This is a genomic window from Corynebacterium sp. LaCa117, assembly GCF_046717765.1.
GTDB classification, from domain to species: domain Bacteria; phylum Actinomycetota; class Actinomycetes; order Mycobacteriales; family Mycobacteriaceae; genus Corynebacterium; species Corynebacterium kefirresidentii.
Genome location: NZ_CP177102.1, coordinates 2,508,723 through 2,531,235 on the forward strand (window position 1 = coordinate 2,508,723; position 22,513 = coordinate 2,531,235).

The window sequence follows — 22,513 nt, forward strand, 5'->3', positions numbered from 1 at the left end:
GCCTTAACCATACTGCCCATGAAAGGTTGAGCATGTACGAAGTCTTCATGTATCCAGTTTCTGGAATTATGAAATTCTGGCACTGGCTCATCAGCAGCTTCGTCGGTGAATCTACGGCCTGGCTAATTTCTATCATTTTGCTGGTTATCACCGTGCGTGGCGTCACTGTTCCTCTGAACTGGACTTCCGTACGTTCCGCCCGCATCGGTGCACTCATCCGCCCCGAGAATAACCGCATTAAAAAGCGGATGAACAACGCCACCACCACCGAGGAAATGGCGGAGCTCATGCAAAAGGAAAAGGACCTCATGAAGAGCTATGACTACAACCCTGCGGCGGGTTGTATTCCTCCGCTTATCATGATTCCGGCGTTCATCGGCCTCTATCAAGTGCTCCTGCGCATGTCGAATATTGAGCGCGGCTCCACCACCGTGGGCATGCTCAATGCCTCCGACGTCTCGGCCTTCCGCCAAACTACCTTCTATGGCGCGCCTTTAACGGATTTCGCCCGCGAACACGGCGATCTCATCAACCCCATCCTCATTGCTGCCATCGCCTTTACCATGGCAAACTCGGTGATTTCCCTCGTGCGAAGCTTCCGCACCACCCAGTTTGATAAGAAGGTTAACCGCCGCATCTTCATCCTTATCGCCCTTTTGCTGTTTATCACCCCCTTCTTCCTGTGGCATTTGGCCCAGTCCGGCCCCATCCCGGTAGCAATCATCCTCTACTGGGGCTGCGCGTATCTTTTCATGCTGATCCAAACCACTATTTTTGAGATCATTTTGCACCGCGACTACCCGCTTACCGAGGACGTCAACGCTATGCGCCGCGAAAGCATCCGCCGCTGGCGCAAGCGCGAAAAAGAACCCACCCTCTCCAAAGAAGAGAAAAAGCGGGTCAACCAGCTACGTATAGAGGCGCGAAAGTATCTTAAATCGAATAGTCAGCAGGGGGAGCAGAAAGCATCTGAGTAGCCAGATCGCGGGCCGTCTGCAGCGGCCCAATCTCCTTGGTCAACCGAGCACCGGCACGCCCGCCATCCAAGAAGATCAACAGCTGGCTCGCCTGCGAGGACGATGGGTACCCATTGCGCTCAGTCAACAGTGCCGTCAAGGTGGAATGCACCCAGTTGCGGTGTTCGACGCAGGCGGCCACGATGCCATGTTCCGCCTCAGTTTCCGGACGAGGATACTCTCCGGCAGCGTTCAAAAAGTGGGATCCGCGGAAATCCTGCTTGGGTTCTTCCTCAATCGCTTTATCAAAGAAGGCCAGGATTTTTTGATCCGGATCCGTCATCTCCGCAGTGCGCTGCTCCCAATCCTGGCGGAACTTCTCGTCCAAAGCTTCCACATAGGCGATAACGAGTGCATCCTTGGAACCAAATAAGGAGTACAAAGAAGCCTTAGCTACATCCGCCTCACGCAGGATGCGGTCAATTCCGATGACACGAATGCCCTCGGTAGTAAAAAGCTTGGTCGCCGATTCCAGCAGCCGACTACGCGGGCTGGGCCGATTACGGCGCGACTTCTTTTCTGCCATGGTTTCCTCTCTAAAACGACAAAGCCGGTTCATCTATACTTTATAGACAAACCGGTTTGTACGCGAATTAAATGCGGGCTACTTCTTAATGAGCCCCACGATCCACAACAGGATACAAGCACCACCAGTAGCGGCGATCAAGGAGAAGATCCATCCGCCTTCCTCAATGTTCAGGAAGTGGATAATCATTCCGCCGATAATGCCGCCCAGCACACCAACAATAAGGTTGGTCAACAAGCCGTGATCGCGCTTCATAATCTTTTCTGCCAGCCAGCCGGCAATGATACCAATAACAATCGAGCTAATAAGCCCCAAACCCAAATTCATGCAATCCTCCTAAAATAGCGGGTACACCCCAACGTACACGAGCGGACCGGCCCTAGGGGGTACGCAACAACAAAAGGGTTCCGCCCACGTGGGCGGAACCCTTATACACAATACACAGTAGTTTTAGTTGTCCTCATCCGGACGAACAACCATCATCGGGCATGGTGCAGACTGCAGCAGTGCGCGAGAGGTCGAGCCCAAGAGCATACCCTTAAAGCCGCCGCGGCCATGGGAGCCCACAACCAGAAGCTGCGCACCTTCTGCGGCTTCGGTCAAAGCGCTCACTGGACGATCCCGGGTGATAAGCTGCTTGACCTCTACGTCTGGGTACTCCTCGCGCGGCTCCTTGAGGTTTTCAGCCAGCAGCTCGCTCTGCTCCTTCTCGATATCAGCCCACTCAGACTGGGCGGCCGAAAGACCAGCCAAGGAGGCCTGTACCTGCATATCCATCCAGGTGTGAACCGCAATCAAAGCGGCGCCACGAGCCTGCGCCTCACGGAATGCATAAGCAGTGGCCTTCTGCGAGACCTCAGAGCCATCCACACCGACCACGACAGGACCGTACTTGGTGGAGTCCGTAACGTGATTATCTTCGCGAACGACAACCACTGGGCAAGAAGCGTGGGAGACAACCGAAGCGGAGACAGAGCCCATCACCATGCCAGACAAGCCGCCCATGCCGCGGGAACCCATGACGATCATAGTGACATCATGCGACATTTCCAGCAGCATATCGATCGGGGAGCCCTCAGCCACCGTGTGACCAATCTTCAGCTCTGGAGCAACCTCATGAGCGATAGTGCGAGCCTCTTCGATCTTTTCAAGCGTCTCGGCCTGCAAGTCATCGAAAAGCTCCTTCGGCGGAACCATGCCCTCTGCGTACAAGAACTGCGGCATGGTGTAGCTCGATGCAATTCGAAGAGGAATCTCGCGCTTCATAGCCGTATTTGCGGCCCAGCGGACTGCATTCTTGGATGCTTCCGAACCGTCAACGGCAACGACTACAATGTCTTCCTTGGCCATGATGTGTCCTTTCCGTGGTTATACCTTAATTGTAGTACGGATTAGGCTTGAGGGTTGATGGTTGCGGCCTCAGAATTCGACGGGAACATAACCGTGTAAACAAATTCCAAGACGGTGCGAATTACGGCGCCGATACCTTCAGAGAAAAAGGCAACAACCGGTTCAATGAGAGAGTTAAAATCCATGGACAAAACCTTAATACATCGCAGAAAAGGTTTCACGCCTTTACCGATTAAAGACGGCCTAAACCCAACCCGCGTGCGCACCCCTGAGGCAAACATAACCGCCTGGGATTTTCTTAGCGCAGTAATCTCGGCACAACGCCACCGGCATCCTCACGATGACGCCGCCGCGCTCCAAGCGCGCTTTGACTCCGGCGAGGTGGTCTTGCGCAACCAAACACAGCTCCGACCGGAATCCGTCTTGCGCCTAGATGAGGACGTCTTTTTCTACCGCATGCCGGCCCCCGAGGTACCGGTGCCTTATGACATCCCCATTCTCTACGAAGATGAACACATTCTCATCGCCGATAAGCCACCGTTCATGGCCACCATGCCACGGGCCCGACATATCGTACAGACCGCTACAGTCCAGCTACGGCGAATGACCGGAAATAACGAACTTGCACCAGCACACCGTCTAGACAGACTTACATCCGGAATCTTGCTATTTACCAAACACCGCGAGGTGCGCGGTGCCTACCAAACCCTCTTTGCTGAAAAGAAAGTCTCAAAAACCTATCAGGCGATCGCCAAATACCATCGCTTTCCGACGCCCCTCCAATGGGCCTCGCACCTCACCAAGACCCCCGGCGAAATCCAGGGCCAAATTGGCGACGGTCCCCCTAATGCGTTCACTACCCTCGCTTCAGTCGAGCGCATAGACAATGCCCCTTATGAAAAAATACACGGCGAACTGCCGCGATTGGGTAAGTACACGCTAAAACCAACAACGGGCAAGACCCATCAATTGCGTCTCCATATGTGGCAAGCAGGCGTACCCATCCTGGGCGACCCGGTCTACCCAGAGATTTTTCCCGAAGACGCAGAGGACATGCGTATCCCCATGCACCTAACAGCCACGCGCATCGAATTCACCGATCCCCTCAGTGAAAAGCCGCGCGAGTTTGAGTCCGCCCTGCCCCTATACACACACCGTCTCATCGATTTTCAGTAGCACAAGCCCGGTACGACGAGCCTCGTGCTACCGGCTTCTCGGTGGCCTATGTTGAAACCGTTGGCAGCTCCAGGATAGGCAGTGCGGTGGTAGTAAAAATAGTTCAATAGCCCGCGACTGCATAGACAGCTCGAGGCACCCTTGCCACGTTGGGGGCCGGAGACAAGATGTGAGTCCGCCCAGACTCTCCCCTCCATAGCCTTCAGCCGTACTCCTGGCTTTGCAGATGAGGCCTTCCCCCGGCTGGGTGGGAAACGCAAAGAAGAGGGCGGTGGTGTGCCGTCCTCTTCTTTGTTGTATTTTGTTGTGTTTGTGTTGTTTGGTGTCGGCGGTGACTTACTCTCCCACAACCTCCCGGTTGCAGTACCATCAGCGTGTGCAGGCTTAGCTTCCGGGTTCGGAATGGGACCGGGCGTTTCCCTGCAGCTATTGACCACCGACAAACTTTCAGAACAATACCCTCTTCATGGGTGTGTGGGTGTTGTGTCAGATACTGCATAGTGGACGCGGTCACGACAGTGACTGATTATTTTTGTTGTTGTTGTTTTTTGCCAGCACACATAGTGTGTGTTGGTGTTTGTTGTGGTCAATTAGTACCAGTAGCCTTCACACCTTACAGTGCGTCCAGGTCTGGCCTATCTACCCTATCGTCTTTAGGGGACCTTAACGAAACCTCATCTTAAAACAGGCTTCCCGCTTAGATGCTTTCAGCGGTTATCCCTTCCGTACGTAGCCAACCAGCGATACCCCTGGCGGGATAACTGGCACACTAGAGGTACGTCCGTCCCGGTCCTCTCGTACTAGGGACAGCTTTCTTCAAGTTTCAACGCGCGCGGCGGATAGAGACCGAACTGTCTCACGACGTTCTGAACCCAGCTCGCGTGCCGCTTTAATGGGCGAACAGCCCAACCCTTGGGACCTACTCCAGCCCCAGGATGCGACGAGCCGACATCGAGGTGCCAAACCATCCCGTCGATATGGACTCTTGGGGAAGATCAGCCTGTTATCCCCGGGGTACCTTTTATCCGTTGAGCGACACCACATCCACAAGTAGGTGCCGGATCACTAGTCCCGACTTTCGTCCCTGCTCGACATGTCTGTCTCACAGTCAAGCTCCCTTGTGCACTTACACTCACCACCTGATTGCCAACCAGGCTGAGGGAACCTTTGGGCGCCTCCGTTACATTTTGGGAGGCAACCGCCCCAGTTAAACTACCCACCAGGCACTGTCCCCAACCCAGATCATGGGCCAAGGTTAGATGCTCAATCCGATCAGAGTGGTATTTCAACAACGACTCCACCACCACTAGCGTGATAGCTTCTAAGTCTCCCACCTATCCTACACAAACCGAACCAAACACCAATACCAAGCTATAGTGAAGGTCCCGGGGTCTTTTCGTCCTGCCGCGCGTAACGAGCATCTTTACTCGTAGTGCAATTTCACCGGGCCTGTGGTTGAGACAGCAGAGAAGTCGTTACGCCATTCGTGCAGGTCGGAACTTACCCGACAAGGAATTTCGCTACCTTAGGATGGTTATAGTTACCACCGCCGTTTACTGGGGCTTAAATTCTCAGCTTCGCAGTCAAAGACTACTAACCGGTCCTCTTAACCTTCCAGCACCGGGCAGGCGTCAGTCCATATACATCAACTTAACGTCTTCGCATGGACCTGTGTTTTTGATAAACAGTCGCTTCCCTCTATTCTCTGCGACCCCACAACGCTTCCAGCCGCACGGACCTTCACATCGTAGGGCCCCCCTTCTCCCGAAGTTACGGGGGCATTTTGCCGAATTCCTTAACCACAGTTCACCCGAACGCCTTAGTATTTTCAACCTGACCACCTGTGTCGGTTTAGGGTACGGGCCATACACACACATCGCTAGAGGCTTTTCTCGACAGTACAGGATCACCACCATCAACCCCATCGGGTCTACGCATCACGCCTCAACCATAATGTGCAGCGGATTTACCTACCACACGGTCTGCACGCTTACACCACCAATCCAATAAGTGGCGTGGCTACCTCACTGCGTCACCCCATCACTTGAACCACACATCAGGCCCCACGACATCAACACCACCAGACTTCAAAGAAGACCAGCAATGCATCCGCGGTGGTTAGTATCAGTGCTTTATCATGGGCGCGCATGTACGGGTACCAGAATATCAACTGGTTATCCATCGACTACGCCTGTCGGCCTCGCCTTAGGTCCCGACTCACCCTGGGAAGACGAACTTGACCCAGGAACCCTTAGTCATCCGGCGGATAGGATTCTCACCTATCAATTCGTTACTCATGCCTGCATTCTCACTCGCACACAGTCCACGCCTCCTTACGGTAACGCTTCAACCCATGCACGACGCTCCCCTACCCAACAAAAAATTGTTGCCGCGGCTTCGGCGGTGTACTTGAGCCCCACTACATTGTCGGCGCAGAACCACTCGACCAGTGAGCTATTACGCACTCTTTCAAGGATGGCTGCTTCTAAGCCAACCTCCTGGCTGTCTTCGCGATCCCACATCCTTTTCCACTTAGTACACCCTTAGGGGCCTTAACCGGCGATCTGGGCTGTTTCCCTCTCGACTATGAAGCTTATCCCCCACAGTCTCACTGCCGTACAACACAATTAATGGCATTCGGAGTTTGGCTGACATTGCTAAGATTGTAGTCCCGCTCAACCAACCAGTAGCTCTACCTCCACCAAGCTATAATACGACGCTGCACCTAAATGCATTTCGGGGAGAACCAGCTATCACGGAGTTTGATTGGCCTTTCACCCCTACCCACAGCTCATCCCCGCAGTTTTCAACCTACGTGGGTTCGCGCCTCCACAACCTCTTACAGCTGCTTCACACTGGCCATGGGTAGATCACCCCGCTTCGGGTCCAGGACATGCCACTAAACACCCCATTAGGATTCGGTTTCCCTACGGCTACCCCACACGGGTTAACCTCGCGACATGCCGCTGACTCGCAGGCTCATTCTTCAAAAGGCACGCCATCACACACACAAAGGTGCTCTGACGGATTGTAAGCACATGGTTTCAGGAACTATTTCACTCCCCTCCCGGGGTACTTTTCACCATTCCCTCACGGTACTCATACACTATCGGTCACACTGAGTATTTAGGCTTACCGGGTGGTCCCGGCAGATTCACAGCAGATTCCACGAGCCCGCTGCTACTCGGGCAACCCAACAACCCACACATCATCATCTTCAGCTACAGGACTCTCACCTACTCCGGCAGGCCATTCCAAACCACTTCACCTAACAACAATGCGCAGACGCGGCAATGGTAGTCACCGCACATCAGGGCCCACAACACCGCACACACAACCCCTACCAGGTATCACATGCACACGGTTTAGCCTCATCCACGTTCGTTCGCCACTACTAGCAGAATCATTATTATTTTCTTCTCCTACGGGTACTGAGATGTTTCACTTCCCCGCGTAAACCCCCACAACAGCTATGAATTCACTGAAGGGTAACCCCACATAACCAGGGCCAGGTTTCCCCATTCGGACATCCTCGGATCAACGCTTAATTGACAACTCCCCGAGGCTTAACGCAGCCTTTCACGTCCTTCATCGGCTCAGCATGCCAAGGCATCCACCATGCGCCCTTAATAACGAACACACAAACCACCACACACAAACAAGCGCGAGTGGCCACACAAGTGAACTTGACAAAATAAACACAAAAAAGAAATCACACAAACACACACAACACACCACACAAAAGCGCAGCCTGCCACATGTGTTTAATGCTCGCGTCCACTATACAGTTCTCACACAACACCCCAACCACAAACCAGCACACACAAACCATGCACACCAGCAAAATGGTCAGGCACCAAAAAAGGGGATAATGCCCCAGACACCCAACAATGCACCAACATACAAACACTTACTTCCCATGTGCACAACACTGCGTGTCACAAAGCGCCATTCAAACACTCGGTCTTTGTCTTAAAGGTGTATCTTCCACCCGGAAATTTTCAAACAAACAACGTTGGCAGCATGACACTCGCACACTCAACCAACACCCACCACAACCGTGGCAGCACGGCACAACTGTGCCCAATAAATAAAGCTCCTTAGAAAGGAGGTGATCCACCCGCACCTTCCGGTACGGGTACCTTGTTACGACTTCGTCCCAATCGCCGATCCCACCTTCGACGGCTCCCTAACAAGTTTGGGCCACCGGCTTCGGGTGTTACCAACTTTCATGACGTGACGGGCGGTGTGTACAAGGCCCGGGAACGTATTCACCGCAGCGTTGCTGATCTGCGATTACTAGCGACTCCGACTTCATGGGGTCGAGTTGCAGACCCCAATCCGAACTAAGGCCGGCTTTCAGCGATTCGCTCCACCTCACAGTGTCGCTGCGCGTTGTACCGACCATTGTAGCATGTGTGAAGCCCTGGACATAAGGGGCATGATGATTTGACGTCATCCCCACCTTCCTCCGAGTTGACCCCGGCAGTCTCTCATGAGTCCCCAACCAAATGCTGGCAACATAAGACAAGGGTTGCGCTCGTTGCGGGACTTAACCCAACATCTCACGACACGAGCTGACGACAACCATGCACCACCTGTACACCAGCCACAAAGGGAAAGACTATCTCTAGCCCGATCCAGTGTATGTCAAGCCCAGGTAAGGTTCTTCGCGTTGCATCGAATTAATCCACATGCTCCGCCGCTTGTGCGGGCCCCCGTCAATTCCTTTGAGTTTTAGCCTTGCGGCCGTACTCCCCAGGCGGGGCGCTTAATGCGTTAGCTACGGCACGAAAGTCGTGAAAAGACCCTCACACCTAGCGCCCACCGTTTACGGCATGGACTACCAGGGTATCTAATCCTGTTCGCTACCCATGCTTTCGCTCCTCAGCGTCAGTAACTGCCCAGTAACCTGCCTTCGCCATCGGTGTTCCTCCTGATATCTGCGCATTTCACCGCTACACCAGGAATTCCAGTTACCCCTACAGTACTCAAGTTATGCCCGTATCGCCTGCACGCCCGGAGTTAAGCCCCGGAATTTCACAGACGACGCGACAAACCACCTACGAGCCCTTTACGCCCAGTAATTCCGGACAACGCTCGCACCCTACGTATTACCGCGGCTGCTGGCACGTAGTTAGCCGGTGCTTCTTATCTAGGTACCGTCACAAAAAGCTTCGTCCCTAGCGAAAGGAGTTTACAACCCGAAGGCCGTCATCCCCCACGCGGCGTCGCTGCATCAGGCTTGCGCCCATTGTGCAATATTCCCCACTGCTGCCTCCCGTAGGAGTCTGGGCCGTATCTCAGTCCCAATGTGGCCGTCCACCCTCTCAGGCCGGCTACCCGTCGCCGCCTTGGTAGGCCATTACCCCACCAACAAGCTGATAGGCCGCGAGCTCATCCTACACCGAAAAAACTTTCCAACCATCACACTAAAAATGGCTCCTATCCGGTATTAGACCCAGTTTCCCAGGCTTATCCCGAAGTGCAGGGCAGATCACCCACGTGTTACTCACCCGTTCGCCACTCGAGTACCCTGCAAGCAGGGCCTTTCCGTTCGACTTGCATGTGTTAAGCACGCCGCCAGCGTTCGTCCTGAGCCAGGATCAAACTCTCCACAAAAAAATTTCAGAACAAATCCGAAACAGGCCGTGAAAAGCCCGAAACCCAACAAAAGAACAAACCACCACAAACCACAAAGCAAAAACACTTCATAAAGCTCATGCTGGCGTCCAAAAAATTACTACAAAGAAAAAATTACAGTCCCCTCAACCCGACGGGGTCAAAAAGAGGAAACCAAAAAAGGTAAACACAATCACATGCCAACCAATCCATCTCAATGCAGCCGAAACACCAAACAGCATTCAAAAAGGTACGTGTTCCACATACCCAACCGGCACACACCAACCAACAAACCAACCAAAAGGCTTATTGGCAGACAAACCAATCAACACACAACCATGCACACAAAAAATAAAAAGTACATTGGCACACTATTGAGTTCTCAAACATCATCACCACACAACATCCACACGCTTTCGCATTTATATCGTCGTGAGCAAAAAATTTATTTTGTCAGGGCCTGTTTTCCTATCGCCGCTTCAGCCAGGAACTTTCTTGTTCCTGTGGGGCGCTGTCGGTCGCGCTGACTCGTATTAAGTTACACAGCGCCTCAAATAAACACAAATCCCCAGGCCAATTACTATTTTAAGGGCTTTAGGATACGCCCATCCAGCCACTCATTCCGCCACCGTGGACATTTGCTCGGCGAATGTAGCTGGAGAGGGTTAACGCCCATGCTGCATAGAAGGCCACCGCCAAGAAGAACGTGGCATTTACGGAGATGGGGGTTTGGACGTAAATGACGACTATTCCGGCTATGAGGACCGCATAGAGGATGAATAGGTGCCAGTTCTTCTTTCCCAGAAATTCCAGAGTGACCAAAACCGGGGCGCAGGTGGCACTAAGCAATGCGATGGCCGTAACGAGTTCACTGTCATTCGTCAGTGCGGCGCTGATACTGATGGCTGCGAGGACAGGTATCAGGCCGAGCACTGCAGTGTGTAGGGCCCAATCTCTACGACTTCCTCCCATAACCGTGTATTCGCGGAGGGATTTTCTTAAGCTGTCCAAGACCGCCCCGAGCAGCACAAAAGTCAGTACCCAGATGAAGATGCCGAGGAATTCGAGCACTGAAGCCGCGTCCTCATACTGGTAGAGAACTAAGCCAATTATCTGCGCTAAGCACGCTCCACACCATGCTTTGGCCTGCGGTCGATAGATCGTTTGCCCGGCCAAGTTGTGGGGGAGCCAACCAAATCCGCTCGAAGGTTGCACGCCAACAGTGGTGTACCCGGAGCGTTTCGGCGTGGCGCTGCGATACATGGCCCATAGCGCCGCGACTGCATAGACAGGCAATGCCCACCACAGCTGCACGGTAATCGCACCTACGGCTGCCGCTAGTGTGAATAGTGCGACGAGAATGCGACGATGTTCGTTCCAGATTTTCGAACCCAGGCCCACTAGTTGATATTTCTGAAAGTCAGGCTGCAGGGAGAGCACGAGCCCCAGGGAAGCGATAACGGGGAGCACGCTCCATGTTCCCTCTGCCATGACTGGCATGACCAATAATGCGAACAGGAAAAAGGCCCAGAGCCACCAATCGCCTAGGTACCACAGGAGTTTCATGCCCTCTCCTCCAATGCCAGTACCGCACGCTCCAAAGAGACCTCATTGACACGCAGGCCGTAGGCCTGGGCAATGCGAAAAATGGGATCGGTCGAAGCGGAGCGGGCGTCGATAAGCACGCGTTCCCCTAAGGGTGTGGTTTGCCTACTCAGTGCAGGAAGGCCAAGCTCTTCGACCGCTGCGGTGAGGGACTCGGATGGTCCGGTGAGCTCCAGAATTCCCTCGATGAAGTCATCGATGGGACCGGAAATGGGGTTATCGCCCATCAGCGAGACGGTATCGAGGAGGCCCGCCACCTCATTGAGGTGATGGGTGGAAATGACCATGGTGCGGCCGTGTTCCTCACGCAGCACCTGATAAAAGAGCTCGCGGCGCTGTGTGTCAAGGCCGAGATAGGGTTCGTCGAGAAGCATGACTTCGCAGCCAGAAGCAACGGCGAAGATGAAGCCCACCGCAGACTTTTGCCCGCGGGACAGGGAAGAATAGGCCTTGGCCGGTACGTCGAAGCGAACCAGCAGCTCATTGAACCGCTCCTCATCCCAACGCGGCCAGCGCGCCTTACCAATGACGCCCAGCTTTCCGATGCCCCAGGAATCCGGCAGTGGGTTATCAATCCCCATCAAAATGACCCGATTGAGAACCGATTGCTTGTCAAAGGGCTTCTCTCCAAAGACCGTTATACCGCCTGATTGGATTTGGCCGGCAATCTTGCGCAGGAGCGTGGTTTTGCCAATGCCATTGGGGCCAACTAAGCCGTGCGTTAGGCCATCGGCAAAAGTGAAATCTCGTGTTGTAATCATGAGTACATTCCTCGACTTTCTGCGACGCGATCAAATAGGTCATGGAGCTGGGCGCGGTTGTAGCCAAGGCGAACGGCTTCATCGACCAGAGGTGCCATGTATTCCGCCGCAAAGTCCGCTCTCCGCCGCTCGCGGATAGTCGCCAGAGCCCCTTCCGCCACAAACATGCCGATGCCACGGCGCTTATCCAGCACCCCGATATCCACCAGGAGGCTGATACCTTTGCGGGCCGTGGCCGGGTTGATGTTGTGAAAATCAGCAAGCTCATTAGTGGAAGGGGCCCTATCCCCCTCGCCCAAGGTTCCGTCCACAATGGCGTCTTCCACCAAGGAAGCAATCTGGCGGAAGAGTGGTTGGGTGGAATTATCCATTAACCCTCGGTTCGTTGGTTAGTTACTTGTGTAACCAACCATATCGGCAACAACCCACCTCTGCAATACTTCCGAAGAGAAAACTTTTTTGCCCCTACTGCGCTGGGATTTTGTCCAAGATTATCGACGTTTTGTGACTAATGGGGCACACTGGAAACCACAAAGAATTTTATTTAGAACAATTAGAACGGAACTTAGGAGCCATGCTTGAACGCACACTTGTCTTTGTCGATACCTCATACTTGCTCGCAAGCTTTTATAACTCATGGGACACCGGAGCTCGCGCGCAACTAGAAATCGATCTACCCGAGGTGGTCAGCACCATGGGTGGGATGATTGAGAACCAACTGGGGACGCCAATCCAGCGCCAGTACTGGTATGACGGCATTCCCGATACCGGCCCGCACCGCTACCAACGGGCGTTGCGCACCTGCGAAGGCGTACAACTACGCACTGGCCAGCTCATCGAATGGGGTGAGCGCCGCACCCAAAAGGCCGTGGATACCCGGTTGGTGGCGGATATGGTCATCGCCGCCATGAAGGGTCAATTCACTGACTTTGTCCTCGTCAGCGGCGATGCAGACATGATTCCCGGTGCCCAAGCGGCCGTGGACAATGGCATCCGCGTGCATCTTTATGGATTTGGCTGGGACTCCATGTCCTCCGCCCTGCGCCATGCGTGCGATTCCACCACCATTTTGGACCCGCGCGAGGACTTCGCAGACGCTATGGAACTGCAGGTCCTAGAAGGCCCGCTTCCTCCAGTGGTGCGCGAAAATGCGCAAAAAGATGGCGAGGAAATGCCGGAGCCGGACGAATGCGGCGAGCCTTCGGAGGTAGAAGCAGCCTTTGGTGCTACCGAAAAGCCCACCCCAGCCCCCACGCCGAAGCCAGCGCCGCCAAAGGCAGACACTACTGAGGACTCCGCTGCCGAGGAGGATGCTCCGGCGGAGAAACCGGCACCTAAGCCATCCATGATGGCTCCTCGCCGTAAACTGCGCTCTAAGTATGTACCGCTGCCGGAGGAAGTGTGGAGCTCGGCAGGATTCCAGTCCCCCTTTGACGTGGGCCAGCAATACGCCTCGTGGTGGTTCGATAACGCTGCTAGCACCGAACAGCGCGACCAGGCACACCTGCTTTCGGGCGGCGGGCTTCCCCCGGAGATCGACCGCCCATTACTGCAATTTGCCTGCGAAACCTTGCACGAATACACCCTGACCGAAACCCAGCGCGTGAATTTACGCGATGGTTTCCACTCGGGGATTCGTGGGGTTTTAATTAACGTTCGCCGGCAGAATTAATCGCCGGACTCGAGCTCTTTCTTCTTCTTAAGATCCGCCCGGATGGCATCAAGGCGCGCAGTCGCCTTCATGTCATTGCCGGCGGCTTTGATCTCACTAATGCGGTCGCCACCGGTAGCATGCTGCAATTCTTGCGCGCCCAGGGCATCGGCGTAGCGCTTTTCAATCTTGGCGCGCACAGAATCAAGAGTAGGCACGGAATCATCCGGGTTTAACTGATTCATGGAATCAATAGCCTGGGCGTTCTTTTCTTGCATAGCCGCCTGATCCGCCTGGGCCTCCAGCTGGCTAACCTGGGCTAGCTGCTCCTTCAAGCGCGCCTCAGACTGCTGCTGCTGACTCTTGGCCTGCGCGGCAGCTTGCTCTGCGGCAGCGTACTGCTGCTTGACGTCTTCCAGTTCCTGCTCCACTGCAACCAGCTGAGAAGCAACAACTTCCGCAGCCTGGTTATATTCGGCAGCCTTTTGCGGATCCTCCGCCGCATCTGCCAGTTCCAATGCACGCTGGGTTTGAGATTGGTAGTCCTGCTGGGACTTCACCAGGCGGTCCATCTGCATTTCCAGCTGAGACTTATGGCCGATGATTTCTGCGGCGTACTCAGAAATCTGCTGGTGCTGCTCCTTGGCCGCCTGAACAGCCTGCTGGATCTGCACCTTCGGATCAGCGTTCTCGTCAATCTTCTGATCGCAGGAACTCATCATGTACTTCCAACCTTTGCTGAAAGGGTTAGCCATTATCTTCTCCTTTGGAAATAAAAAAGACGCTTTCTAGCGAGTTTAGCGATACTCACCAGAAAGCGCCGAGGAAGCTAGTTGGTATTAGCCCTGCGCATTTTGCTCTTCTACCTGGCGGCGGACCTCTGCCATGTCGAGTTCCTTAACCTGCTTGAGTAGGTCTTCCAATGCTGCAGGGGGCAGCGCGCCAGCCTCACGGAATACCAAGATGCCATCGCGGAAAATCATCAGCGTTGGAATGGACTGAATCTCCAGTGCGGATGCGAGGCCTTGGTTAGCCTCGGTATCCAGCTTGGCAAAGGTAGCATCGGTGTGCTCTTCGGAGGCTTTTTCAAAAACCGGCGCAAAGCGCTTGCAAGGTCCGCACCAATCGGCCCAAGCGTCTACGAGCGTAATGCCTTCGCCGGTAACGGTTTCTTCAAAGTTTTCTTCGGTGACATCGATAGTAGCCATGCTTGTTCTAACTCCTTTGTGTTTCGCTTTATTCCCCAACGTACCTGAATAAACCTTGTCATATACCCCCTGGGGGTATATGATTGGCTGCGGAATCAACCCACAGGAAGGATTATTATGAGCACCAAGAACTACACCGTAGAGGGCATGACCTGCGGACATTGCGAAATGTCAGTAAAGGAAGAAGTCGGCGAAATCTCCGGCGTTAGCGAAGTCACTGCAGACCACACCACCGGCGCCGTCACGGTTACTGGCACCGATTTCACCGATGAACAGGTAGCGGCCGCTGTAACTGAGGCCGGCTACACGTTGAAGTAGGCACCGCCATGTCCCACTTGGACCTTGGCGTCACGGGCATGACGTGCACTTCCTGCTCCTCCCGTGTCGAGCGCAAGCTAAACAAGCTCGAGGGTGTAAGCGCCAGCGTCAATTTCGCTACCGAGGCGGCGGCCATCGAGTATGACTCCCAGACGGTAAGTCCACAGGAGCTCATTTCGGTGGTTGAGGGCGCAGGTTACGGCGCTTTCGACATGGCCGAGACGAAGGCAGAGGATCCCCAGCCTAAGAAGGATGATGGCGACGCGTTGCTGCGCCGCACCATTGTCGCCGGAGCTTTATCACTGCCGCTCATGGTGGTATCGATGTCGCCGGCCCTGCAATTTCCCAATTGGCAGTGGGCCTGCGCCATCATCGCTACCATCGTCTACATCTTTGGTGGCGCGCCTTTCCACACCGCCACGTGGACGAACCTCAAGCACGGTTCTTTTACCATGGACACGCTTATCACCATGGGAACCTCAGCGGCCTATTTTTGGTCGCTGTGGGCGCTGTTTTTCGGCAACGCGGGCGAACCGGGCATGAAAATGCACATGACGCTGGACGCGAACGCGGCGCAGGTGGACCACATCTATTTCGAGTCCGTGGGCATGGTCATTACCTTCCTCCTGCTCGGCCGGTGGTTCGAGGCACGGGCCAAAGGCCAGTCCTCTGAGGCCCTGCGGGAGCTACTCTCCCTAGGAGCTAAGGAAGCTTCGGTGCTGCGCGAGGGAGGCGAGCAGCGCATTCCAATTGCCCAATTGCAGGTAGGCGATGTCTTCGTAGTACGCCCAGGCGAAAAGATCGCCACCGATGGCATCGTCGTTGCCGGCAATTCGGCGGTCGACGCCTCCATGATTACCGGCGAGCCCGTGCCCGTTGAGGTCGGCTCCGGCGATGCAGTGACCGGCGCGACCATTAATGCCTCTGGCAAGCTTGAGGTTCGAGCGACCAAAGTGGGCGAGGATACAGTACTGGCCCAAATGGCCCAGCTGGTCACGGATGCACAAACGTCCAAGGCACCAGTACAGCGCCTCGTGGACCGCATTGCGCAAGTCTTCGTCCCCGCGGTCATCGCCGTAGCAGTGCTGACACTCCTCGCCCATCTCCTCTTCGGCGGGGTGGCCCCAGCCTTTATCGCCGCGGTCTCCGTCCTCATCGTGGCTTGCCCCTGCGCTATGGGCTTGGCGACGCCCACAGCAATCCTCGTCGGCACCGGCCGCGGCGCGCAACTGGGGCTTGTCATTAAAGGCCCGGAGATCCTGGAATCTACGCGGCAAATCGATACCATCGTCATGGATAAGACCGGCACAGTCACAGCCGGAGAGATGTCCGTTACCGCCGTACACGGTGACGTGCTCGAGCTGGCCGCGGCCGTCGAGCACAATTCCGAGCACCCCATCGCTCGCGCCATAGCCAAAGAGCGCGACGCTAAGCCGGCTACCGACTTCGCAGTGGTTCCGGGTGGCGTGGAAGGAACTGTGGAGGGGGCCCGGGTGGGCGTCGGCAAGCCGCAAGGCTCCTTGGGTGACTTAGAAGCACCGTTCCGCGAGGCACAAGATTCTGGTGCCACGCCGGTGGTTGTCTCCGTGGACGGCCAACCTGCCGGAATCATTGAGGTCCGCGATACTATCAAGCCGAGCTCGGCCGCCGCTGTGGCGCAGATGAAGGAGCTGGGGCTTACCCCTTACCTGCTGACCGGCGACAACGCTGGGGCCGCCCGCGCCGTTGCTGCCGAGGTGGGGATCGAACGCGTCAGCGCCGAGGTACTACCAGAAGACAAGGTAAACCACATCAAGGAGCTGCAGGCCGCGGGGCACACCGTGGCGATGGTGGGCGATGGCATTAACGACGCCGCCGCCCTTGCCCAGGCGGACCTTGGGCTCGCCATGGGCGCGGGTACCGATGTTGCCATTGAGGCCTCCGATATCACCCTGATGAACGGCGATCTACGCTGCGCCGCTGACGCCATTCAGCTCTCGCGCCGCACGCTGGCAATTATTAAAGGCAACCTCTTCTGGGCCTTCGCCTATAACGTCGTACTCATTCCCGTGGCCGCGCTGGGCTGGCTCAACCCCCTACTGGCCGGCCTTGCCATGGCACTGAGCTCGGTTTTTGTAGTTACCAACTCACTACGCCTGAAAGGTTTTTCTGTTCAGCGATAGTACTATCACATGCTCAGCCGCACCGAACGTCTCGATCGCCTTCCCGTCACCTCTAAGCACAAGCGCCTACTCCTAGGTTCTGGCCTTGGATGGGCGCTTGATGCTATGGATGTCGGGTTAATCTCCTTCATCATGGCCGCCCTTGCCGTTCACTGGGATCTAGGTGCCAGCCAGACTTCCTGGTTGGCCTCGGCAGGCTTTCTTGGCATGGCCCTCGGTGCAACCTTTGGCGGGTTGCTGGCGGATAAATTCGGCCGCCGCAATGTCTTTTCTCTCACCTTGCTTATCTACGGTTTGGCAACAGGGGCATCCGCGCTAGCTGGGGGACTAGCGGTTCTCATCTTCTTCCGATTCATCGTTGGGTTGGGCCTCGGAGCCGAGCTACCAGTTGCCTCCACGCTCATATCCGAATTCGCGCCTCGGCGGGTCCGCGGAAGGATGGTAGTCATTCTCGAGGCATTCTGGGCATTGGGATGGATCCTTGCGGCCATCATCGGCACTTTCGTGGTGAGCACATCTGAATCCGGTTGGCGCTGGGCCCTGGCCATTGGCATGCTGCCAGCCGCGTATTCAATCTATGTGCGCCGCGGTCTACCAGAATCTGTGCGTTTCCTTGAATCCAAAGGCCGCCATGACGAGGCCGAAGCTATCGTTGCCAGTTTCGAAGCCGCGGCGGAAAATCGCCCGCTAGACGATGCCCTCCCAGAGCCCACACCTTCCCCCGCAGCGTCTATCTGGAGTCCGCAGCTACGAAGGAGGACCGCAGCGTTGTGGACCATTTGGTTCTGTGTAAACCTCTCCTACTATGGCGCCTTCATCTGGATTCCCTCTCTGCTAGTAGCCGACGGTTTCTCCCTAGTGAAGTCTTTTAATTTTACCCTCATTATCACCCTTGCCCAGCTGCCTGGCTACGCGGTGGCAGCTTGGCTCATCGAGCTCTGGGGCAGGCGGATAACCCTCGCGGTTTTCCTGCTCGGCTCGGCAGCAGCAGCCGGCCTATATGGAGCAGCAGCTACGGAAGCATTGATCATCCTGGCCGGTTGTCTGCTCTCCTTCTTCAACCTCGGCGCCTGGGGAGCCCTCTATGCCATCGGTCCGGAGCTGTATTCCACTTCATTGCGAGGGCGTGGTACGGGAGCGGCAGCAGGCTTCGGTAGGCTAGCATCTATTGCGGCGCCACTAATCGTCCCGCCACTGCTTGCTGCGGGTGGGACGGCCTGGTTATTTATTGTATTCGCCGCAGCATTTGGCATTGCGGCTGCCGCCGCCTTCAGTCTGCCCGAGCAGAAAGGAATAGCGCTTGCTCAGTAGGCTCTCCCTCGCCGCGTGGACGGCCGTTATGGTCGCATTGACCACGCTCAAGCCTTTCTACCAAATCGGCTATTTGTGGAAACCGGAAAATCAGCGTGCGCGAGAACTGCGCTGGGTGCCGCTGGATGAATTCTCCGGCGGCAGCTGGTTTGCTCCGCTATTTGAGTACGCGGGAAACACAGCCTTCTTTATCCCGTTTGGAATGCTGGTGTTTAGTCTGTGCCGTTCCATTAAAACCACTGCGGCGTGGGGATTTGGCCTGAGCCTAGTGCTGGAGGTTTGCCAATATGCGTTTGCGCTTGGGCGAACGGATATTGATGACCTCATATTTAACACCGTCGGCGCACTCATCGGTGCGGCGTTCGCCCGCCTATGTGGCGAACGCTTCTTCCCCGTCTGGCGCTGGTTAGCACTTGTCGCAGCTGCGGTTTTCCTCGTATTGGTCATCCTCGGCCCACGATTGGGCGATCCCAATGCGGTGGTCGACCTGTAATTTATCCGTGGGCCATATTGACGAACTTGGAGTAGTGCAGCTGGTGTGCCACCTGCACGGTATCGATTGGACCGCCACGGTGCTTGGCTAGGATAATATCCGCCTCGCCGGCGCGCTCATTATCGCGATCCTGGGAGTCAGGACGGTACAGCAGCATGACCATATCGGCGTCCTGCTCCAAGGAGCCGGACTCACGGAGGTCAGCAAGCTGCGGCTTTTTATCAGTACGCGCCTCGGGTCCACGGTTCAGCTGCGAAATTGCGATGAGAGGAACCTCTAGCTCCTTGGCCAAAAGCTTGAGCTGGCGGGAGAATTCGGAAACCTCTTGCTGGCGGGACTCAACCTTTTTACCCGAAGACATCAGCTGCAGGTAGTCCAAGACGATCAAATCCAGCCCGTGCTGCTGCTTTAGGCGGCGAGCCTTGGAACGAATCTCCATCATCGTCAGGTTTGGAGAGTCATCAATAAACAGCGGGGCGTCTTGCACTCGGTTGAGGGTCTCATCAATTTTCGCCCAGTCCTCGGTGGAGACACGGCCGCCGCGCATATCGGCCAGCTTCACTTCTGACTCCGCCGAGAGCAGGCGCATGACAATCTCCGAGGCTGACATCTCGAGGGAGAAGATTACCGAGGACTTACCATGCTGCAAAGAGCAGGAACGCATGAAATCCATGGCTAGGGTCGATTTACCCACACCGGGACGAGCAGCGACGATGACCATCTGGCCCGCGTGGAGACCGTTAGTCAGCTTATCTAGATCGATAAAACCAGTTGGCACGCCTAGTTCCACACCGCCGGCTTGCTGCAGTGCTGCCAGCTCATCAATGGTGGGGTCAATGAGGTCACCCAAGACTCGGTAATCTTCCGCAGTTTTGCGCTGAGCGACGGCGAAGACTTCCTGCTGGGCGCGGTCCAGGACGGACTCGATCTCTGCATCCTCGGTGCCGGAAAATCCTAGCTGTACTACGCGGGTGCCGGCATCAACCAGCTTGCGCAACGCGGCCTTCTCCGCGACGATCTCTGCATAATAGCGGGCATTTGCCGCCGTTGGCACCGTGGCCAGCAGCGTGTGCAGATAGGGGGCGCCACCAACGCGTTCGAGGTTATTAAAGCGGTCCAGCTGGGAGGCCAAAATGACAGCGTCGACATCTTTACCCTCAGAATAAAGGTCCAGCATGGCGCGGTAGATCAGGGTATGAGCCGGATAGTAGAAATCTTCTGGCTCCAGCTCTTCGATGACTTCCATCACCGTATGGGGACTCAGCAGCATTGCGCCTAGGACGCCCTGCTCCGCCTCCCGGTCTGCGGGGGGCTGGCGGAATTCTCCATAGCGCTTTGGCTCTTCCTGCTGAAAGCGACGGCGTGGGGCCGGTTCCTCCTCGGGCGGCGGCTCCGGCGGCAGGTGTTCATCGTCAAAGCTGGCGTTGGTCATGTCTTCCCCCTTGTAGCTATTCGAGCGAGCGTAACGAAATTTCAGTTTAGTCTAGCGCCGGGACACTACCCCCTGGGTATAAAACCGAAAGTTATCCACAAGCTGTTGTGGAAATTGCTGGTCGCGGCATTCTTGGGCCGCAATCGCCCTGCATATGCTTGTGGATAACTCAAAACCTCCGTGACCTGCACACATCATATCCCCTGCTCACGGCAGGTTTTCGCAGATGTGAAAAGTGGCACATTAACAGTGGATAAGGGCCCTGACCTGCGGGTTAATAAAGCAACCGAGGTGTAAACGCAAAGTTAATGAGCCGGAGAGTTATCCACAGATTTCCCCAGTTATCCACAAGCCGGTGAAAACGCGCTAAAGGCCCCAAGAACCTGCCACCTCACATAGCAGGAACTTGAGGCCTAAAGCGTTGCTGTTGTCTTTGGGTCTATATGGACCGTCGTGCGCCTAGTTAGGCAGCAACGACCGAGAAGTTCACCTTGCCGATAACATCAGCGTGCAGCTTCAGCTCGACCTGGTAGTTGCCGGTCTTCTTGACCAGGCCCTTTGGAAGCACAACAATGCGCTTATCCAGCTTGGGGCCACCGGCCTTGGAGACGGCGTTGACAATGTCTTCTGCTTTAACGGAACCGAAGAGCTTACCGGATTCGGAGGTCTTAACCTCTACCTTGACATCCGTCAGCTGCTCGAGCTGGTTGCGGACTTCACGTGCGTGATCCAGGTCGCGAATCTCGCGAGCTTCCTGGGCGCGCTTGATGCCCTCAATCTGCTTCTCTGCGCCGCGGGTAGCCACGATAGCCAGGCCGCGAGGAAGCAGGTAGTTACGTCCGTAGCCGTCCTTAACCTCAACAATTTCGCCAGCGGCGCCGAGGTTCTCAACGGCAGCGGTGAGGATCAGCTTCATGATCCCTGCCTTTCAATTGAGTTAGTTGAATAGTTGCGGGTGACAGACTTAGAACGGAGGTTCAGAATCAGCGCCTCCGAAACCACCAGCTGGTGGAGCGGAGTTCCACGGATCCTCAGAAGGAGCCTGGTTCTGCTGTGGCTGCTGTTGCTGGCCGCCTCCAAAACCGCCCTGATTATTGTTATTCGAGCGCTGCTGGCCGCCGCCGCTAAAGTTATTGCCGCCCTCACGTGGATTGCGGTTTACCTGTGCGGTGGCGTAGCGCAGAGACGGGCCGACTTCATCGACGTCAATCTCGAATACGGTGCGGTTTTCACCCTCGCGGGTCTGGAAGGAACGCTGCTTCAAGCGGCCGGTAACGATGACGCGCATGCCCTTAGACAGGGTTTCGGCGACGTTTTCTGCCGCCTGACGCCATACGTTGCAGGTCAGGAACATAGCTTCGCCGTCTTCCCACTGGTTCGTCTGCGAGTTATAGCGACGAGGGGTGGAGGCGACGCGGAAGTTAGCTACTGCCGCACCCGCCGGGGTGAAGCGCAGCTCGGGGTCAGCAACGATGTTGCCTACCACCGTGATATTGGTATCTCCCTGTGCCATGTCTTTACTCCTTATCGGTTACGTGGATTGTGCTTGATCCCAGTATCCGTTACTTGCTGTCGGTGCGCAGAACCTTGGTACGCAGGATGGTGTCGTTCAGGTTCAGACGGCGGTCGAGCTCGGCAACCGAAGTGTGCTCGCACTCCAAGTTGACGACGGCATAAATGCCCTCTTCCTTCTTGTTGATGGGGTATGCAAGACGACGCTTGCCCCATACATCAAGGTTCTCAACCTTGCCGCCATCCTGGCGGACGATTTCGAGGAACTTATCCAGGGACGGGGTTACGGTGCGCTCATCCTGATTAGGATCCAGAATGATCATGACTTCGTAGTGACGCACGGACCTCATCACCTCCTATGGTCTAGTAG

Annotated in this window: 20 protein-coding genes and 3 rRNA genes; 7 read left to right on the forward strand and 16 right to left on the reverse strand. The window is 55.6% G+C overall.

All coding sequences use genetic code 11. From position 1 onward, the window contains the following. Positions 1 to 32: 32 nt before the first annotated feature. Positions 33 to 977 (forward strand): membrane protein insertase YidC, encoded by a 945-nt coding sequence (gene yidC / locus ACLI1L_RS12045; RefSeq protein WP_086588578.1) that lies wholly within the window; start codon positions 33 to 35, stop codon positions 975 to 977. On the opposite strand, the gene ACLI1L_RS12050 is transcribed toward yidC, so the two are convergent. The 4 genes from ACLI1L_RS12050 to ACLI1L_RS12065 all read right to left on the reverse strand — a co-directional run bounded on the left by ACLI1L_RS12050 (position 934) and on the right by ACLI1L_RS12065 (position 3,077). Further along, positions 934 to 1,542 (reverse strand): TetR/AcrR family transcriptional regulator, encoded by a 609-nt coding sequence (locus tag ACLI1L_RS12050; protein ID WP_086588579.1) that lies wholly within the window; start codon positions 1,540 to 1,542, stop codon positions 934 to 936. The two genes, yidC and ACLI1L_RS12050, sit on opposite strands and share 44 nt — an antisense overlap. A 78-nt stretch (positions 1,543 to 1,620) precedes the next feature. Beyond that, positions 1,621 to 1,869, reverse strand: a complete 249-nt coding sequence (locus tag ACLI1L_RS12055; protein ID WP_005327014.1) for a GlsB/YeaQ/YmgE family stress response membrane protein — start codon at positions 1,867 to 1,869, stop codon at positions 1,621 to 1,623. A 123-nt stretch (positions 1,870 to 1,992) separates the two neighbouring features. Next, positions 1,993 to 2,892, reverse strand: a complete 900-nt coding sequence (locus ACLI1L_RS12060; protein WP_086588580.1) for a universal stress protein — start codon at positions 2,890 to 2,892, stop codon at positions 1,993 to 1,995. A 41-nt stretch (positions 2,893 to 2,933) separates the two neighbouring features. Further along, the gene (locus tag ACLI1L_RS12065; RefSeq protein ID WP_023020120.1) at positions 2,934 to 3,077 is read right to left on the reverse strand and encodes a hypothetical protein; all 144 of its coding nucleotides are present in this window, start codon (positions 3,075 to 3,077) and stop codon (positions 2,934 to 2,936) included. Between ACLI1L_RS12065 and ACLI1L_RS12070 the strand changes: the two genes are divergently transcribed. Continuing rightward, positions 3,058 to 4,068: a pseudouridine synthase gene (locus ACLI1L_RS12070; RefSeq protein ID WP_411707679.1), complete on the forward strand. Its 1,011-nt coding sequence runs from the start codon at positions 3,058 to 3,060 to the stop codon at positions 4,066 to 4,068. The genes ACLI1L_RS12065 and ACLI1L_RS12070 overlap by 20 nt on opposite strands. Before the next feature lie 323 nt (positions 4,069 to 4,391). On the opposite strand, the gene rrf is transcribed toward ACLI1L_RS12070, so the two are convergent. From rrf to ACLI1L_RS12100, 6 genes are all read right to left on the reverse strand, one after another. Further along, positions 4,392 to 4,509, reverse strand: a 5S ribosomal RNA gene (rrf, locus tag ACLI1L_RS12075). A 130-nt stretch (positions 4,510 to 4,639) separates the two neighbouring features. Further along, a 23S ribosomal RNA gene (locus tag ACLI1L_RS12080) occupies positions 4,640 to 7,708 on the reverse strand. A gap of 464 nt (positions 7,709 to 8,172) precedes the next feature. Then, positions 8,173 to 9,690 (reverse strand): 16S ribosomal RNA (locus tag ACLI1L_RS12085). The 16S, 23S and 5S rRNA genes sit together here, the layout of an rRNA operon. 594 nt (positions 9,691 to 10,284) lie before the next feature. After that, entirely contained in the window at positions 10,285 to 11,256 is a 972-nt protein-coding gene (locus ACLI1L_RS12090; protein ID WP_411707680.1) for a beta-carotene 15,15'-monooxygenase, read from the reverse strand. Further along, the gene (locus tag ACLI1L_RS12095) at positions 11,253 to 12,056 is read right to left on the reverse strand and encodes an AAA family ATPase (protein ID WP_411707681.1); all 804 of its coding nucleotides are present in this window, start codon (positions 12,054 to 12,056) and stop codon (positions 11,253 to 11,255) included. The genes ACLI1L_RS12090 and ACLI1L_RS12095 overlap by 4 nt, the downstream gene beginning before the upstream one ends. Beyond that, positions 12,053 to 12,427: a GntR family transcriptional regulator gene (locus tag ACLI1L_RS12100; protein WP_005325961.1), complete on the reverse strand. Its 375-nt coding sequence runs from the start codon at positions 12,425 to 12,427 to the stop codon at positions 12,053 to 12,055. The genes ACLI1L_RS12095 and ACLI1L_RS12100 overlap by 4 nt, the downstream gene beginning before the upstream one ends. A 203-nt stretch (positions 12,428 to 12,630) precedes the next feature. Here ACLI1L_RS12100 and ACLI1L_RS12105 point away from each other — a divergent pair, with 203 nt between their 5' ends. Next, positions 12,631 to 13,728 (forward strand): NYN domain-containing protein, encoded by a 1,098-nt coding sequence (locus ACLI1L_RS12105; RefSeq protein ID WP_411707682.1) that lies wholly within the window; start codon positions 12,631 to 12,633, stop codon positions 13,726 to 13,728. Here ACLI1L_RS12105 and ACLI1L_RS12110 read toward each other — a convergent pair. Both ACLI1L_RS12110 and trxA read right to left on the reverse strand, forming a co-directional pair. Continuing rightward, the gene (locus tag ACLI1L_RS12110; RefSeq protein ID WP_411707683.1) at positions 13,725 to 14,462 is read right to left on the reverse strand and encodes a PspA/IM30 family protein; all 738 of its coding nucleotides are present in this window, start codon (positions 14,460 to 14,462) and stop codon (positions 13,725 to 13,727) included. The genes ACLI1L_RS12105 and ACLI1L_RS12110 overlap by 4 nt on opposite strands. Before the next feature lie 84 nt (positions 14,463 to 14,546). Then, a complete protein-coding gene (gene trxA / locus ACLI1L_RS12115) occupies positions 14,547 to 14,915 on the reverse strand; it encodes a thioredoxin (RefSeq protein WP_005325956.1) in 369 nt (122 codons plus the stop codon). Between the two features lie 117 nt (positions 14,916 to 15,032). On the opposite strand from trxA, the gene ACLI1L_RS12120 reads away from it, so the two are divergent. The 4 genes from ACLI1L_RS12120 to ACLI1L_RS12135 are packed head-to-tail and all read left to right on the forward strand — an operon-like array spanning position 15,033 to position 19,199. Next, positions 15,033 to 15,233 carry a heavy-metal-associated domain-containing protein gene (locus ACLI1L_RS12120; protein WP_086588338.1) on the forward strand — a complete coding sequence of 67 codons (201 nt, stop codon included), beginning with the start codon at positions 15,033 to 15,035 and terminating at the stop codon, positions 15,231 to 15,233. Positions 15,234 to 15,241: 8 nt separating this feature from the next. Beyond that, on the forward strand, positions 15,242 to 17,395 hold the full coding sequence (locus ACLI1L_RS12125; RefSeq protein ID WP_411707684.1) for a heavy metal translocating P-type ATPase: 2,154 nt from the start codon (positions 15,242 to 15,244) through the stop codon (positions 17,393 to 17,395). Between the two features lie 9 nt (positions 17,396 to 17,404). Then, positions 17,405 to 18,706 carry an MFS transporter gene (locus ACLI1L_RS12130; RefSeq protein ID WP_086588340.1) on the forward strand — a complete coding sequence of 434 codons (1,302 nt, stop codon included), beginning with the start codon at positions 17,405 to 17,407 and terminating at the stop codon, positions 18,704 to 18,706. Beyond that, a complete protein-coding gene (locus ACLI1L_RS12135) occupies positions 18,696 to 19,199 on the forward strand; it encodes a VanZ family protein (RefSeq protein WP_411707685.1) in 504 nt (167 codons plus the stop codon). Before ACLI1L_RS12130 ends, ACLI1L_RS12135 begins: the two co-directional genes overlap by 11 nt. 1 nt (position 19,200) lies before the next feature. Here ACLI1L_RS12135 and dnaB read toward each other — a convergent pair whose 3' ends face one another. The 4 genes from dnaB to rpsF form a co-directional block, all read right to left on the reverse strand. Next, on the reverse strand, positions 19,201 to 20,631 hold the full coding sequence (dnaB, locus tag ACLI1L_RS12140; protein ID WP_086588341.1) for a replicative DNA helicase: 1,431 nt from the start codon (positions 20,629 to 20,631) through the stop codon (positions 19,201 to 19,203). A gap of 463 nt (positions 20,632 to 21,094) precedes the next feature. Then, complete coding sequence (gene rplI, locus ACLI1L_RS12145) at positions 21,095 to 21,547, reverse strand: 50S ribosomal protein L9 (protein ID WP_023020132.1); 453 nt, start codon at positions 21,545 to 21,547, stop codon at positions 21,095 to 21,097. 48 nt (positions 21,548 to 21,595) lie between these two features. Next, complete coding sequence (locus tag ACLI1L_RS12150; protein ID WP_411707686.1) at positions 21,596 to 22,144, reverse strand: single-stranded DNA-binding protein; 549 nt, start codon at positions 22,142 to 22,144, stop codon at positions 21,596 to 21,598. 49 nt (positions 22,145 to 22,193) lie between these two features. After that, the gene (rpsF, locus tag ACLI1L_RS12155) at positions 22,194 to 22,484 is read right to left on the reverse strand and encodes a 30S ribosomal protein S6 (protein WP_023020134.1); all 291 of its coding nucleotides are present in this window, start codon (positions 22,482 to 22,484) and stop codon (positions 22,194 to 22,196) included. Positions 22,485 to 22,513: the final 29 nt, after the last annotated feature.

What these genes read in the sequence shown, in the direction of transcription:
- dnaB (WP_086588341.1), bottom strand. Translation starts at nt 20,631, where the DNA reads ATGACCAACGCCAGCTTTGACGATGAACACCTGCCGCCGGAGCCGCCG.
- trxA (WP_005325956.1), bottom strand. Translation starts at nt 14,915, where the DNA reads ATGGCTACTATCGATGTCACCGAAGAAAACTTTGAAGAAACCGTTACC.
- ACLI1L_RS12095 (WP_411707681.1), bottom strand. Translation starts at nt 12,056, where the DNA reads ATGATTACAACACGAGATTTCACTTTTGCCGATGGCCTAACGCACGGC.
- ACLI1L_RS12060 (WP_086588580.1), bottom strand. Translation starts at nt 2,892, where the DNA reads ATGGCCAAGGAAGACATTGTAGTCGTTGCCGTTGACGGTTCGGAAGCA.
- ACLI1L_RS12100 (WP_005325961.1), bottom strand. Translation starts at nt 12,427, where the DNA reads ATGGATAATTCCACCCAACCACTCTTCCGCCAGATTGCTTCCTTGGTG.
- ACLI1L_RS12130 (WP_086588340.1), top strand. Translation starts at nt 17,405, where the DNA reads ATGCTCAGCCGCACCGAACGTCTCGATCGCCTTCCCGTCACCTCTAAG.
- ACLI1L_RS12120 (WP_086588338.1), top strand. Translation starts at nt 15,033, where the DNA reads ATGAGCACCAAGAACTACACCGTAGAGGGCATGACCTGCGGACATTGC.
- ACLI1L_RS12070 (WP_411707679.1), top strand. Translation starts at nt 3,058, where the DNA reads ATGAGAGAGTTAAAATCCATGGACAAAACCTTAATACATCGCAGAAAA.
- yidC (WP_086588578.1), top strand. Translation starts at nt 33, where the DNA reads ATGTACGAAGTCTTCATGTATCCAGTTTCTGGAATTATGAAATTCTGG.
- ACLI1L_RS12065 (WP_023020120.1), bottom strand. Translation starts at nt 3,077, where the DNA reads ATGGATTTTAACTCTCTCATTGAACCGGTTGTTGCCTTTTTCTCTGAA.
- ACLI1L_RS12105 (WP_411707682.1), top strand. Translation starts at nt 12,631, where the DNA reads ATGCTTGAACGCACACTTGTCTTTGTCGATACCTCATACTTGCTCGCA.
- rplI (WP_023020132.1), bottom strand. Translation starts at nt 21,547, where the DNA reads ATGAAGCTGATCCTCACCGCTGCCGTTGAGAACCTCGGCGCCGCTGGC.
- ACLI1L_RS12050 (WP_086588579.1), bottom strand. Translation starts at nt 1,542, where the DNA reads ATGGCAGAAAAGAAGTCGCGCCGTAATCGGCCCAGCCCGCGTAGTCGG.
- ACLI1L_RS12090 (WP_411707680.1), bottom strand. Translation starts at nt 11,256, where the DNA reads ATGAAACTCCTGTGGTACCTAGGCGATTGGTGGCTCTGGGCCTTTTTC.
- ACLI1L_RS12110 (WP_411707683.1), bottom strand. Translation starts at nt 14,462, where the DNA reads ATGGCTAACCCTTTCAGCAAAGGTTGGAAGTACATGATGAGTTCCTGC.
- ACLI1L_RS12055 (WP_005327014.1), bottom strand. Translation starts at nt 1,869, where the DNA reads ATGAATTTGGGTTTGGGGCTTATTAGCTCGATTGTTATTGGTATCATT.
- ACLI1L_RS12150 (WP_411707686.1), bottom strand. Translation starts at nt 22,144, where the DNA reads ATGGCACAGGGAGATACCAATATCACGGTGGTAGGCAACATCGTTGCT.
- ACLI1L_RS12125 (WP_411707684.1), top strand. Translation starts at nt 15,242, where the DNA reads ATGTCCCACTTGGACCTTGGCGTCACGGGCATGACGTGCACTTCCTGC.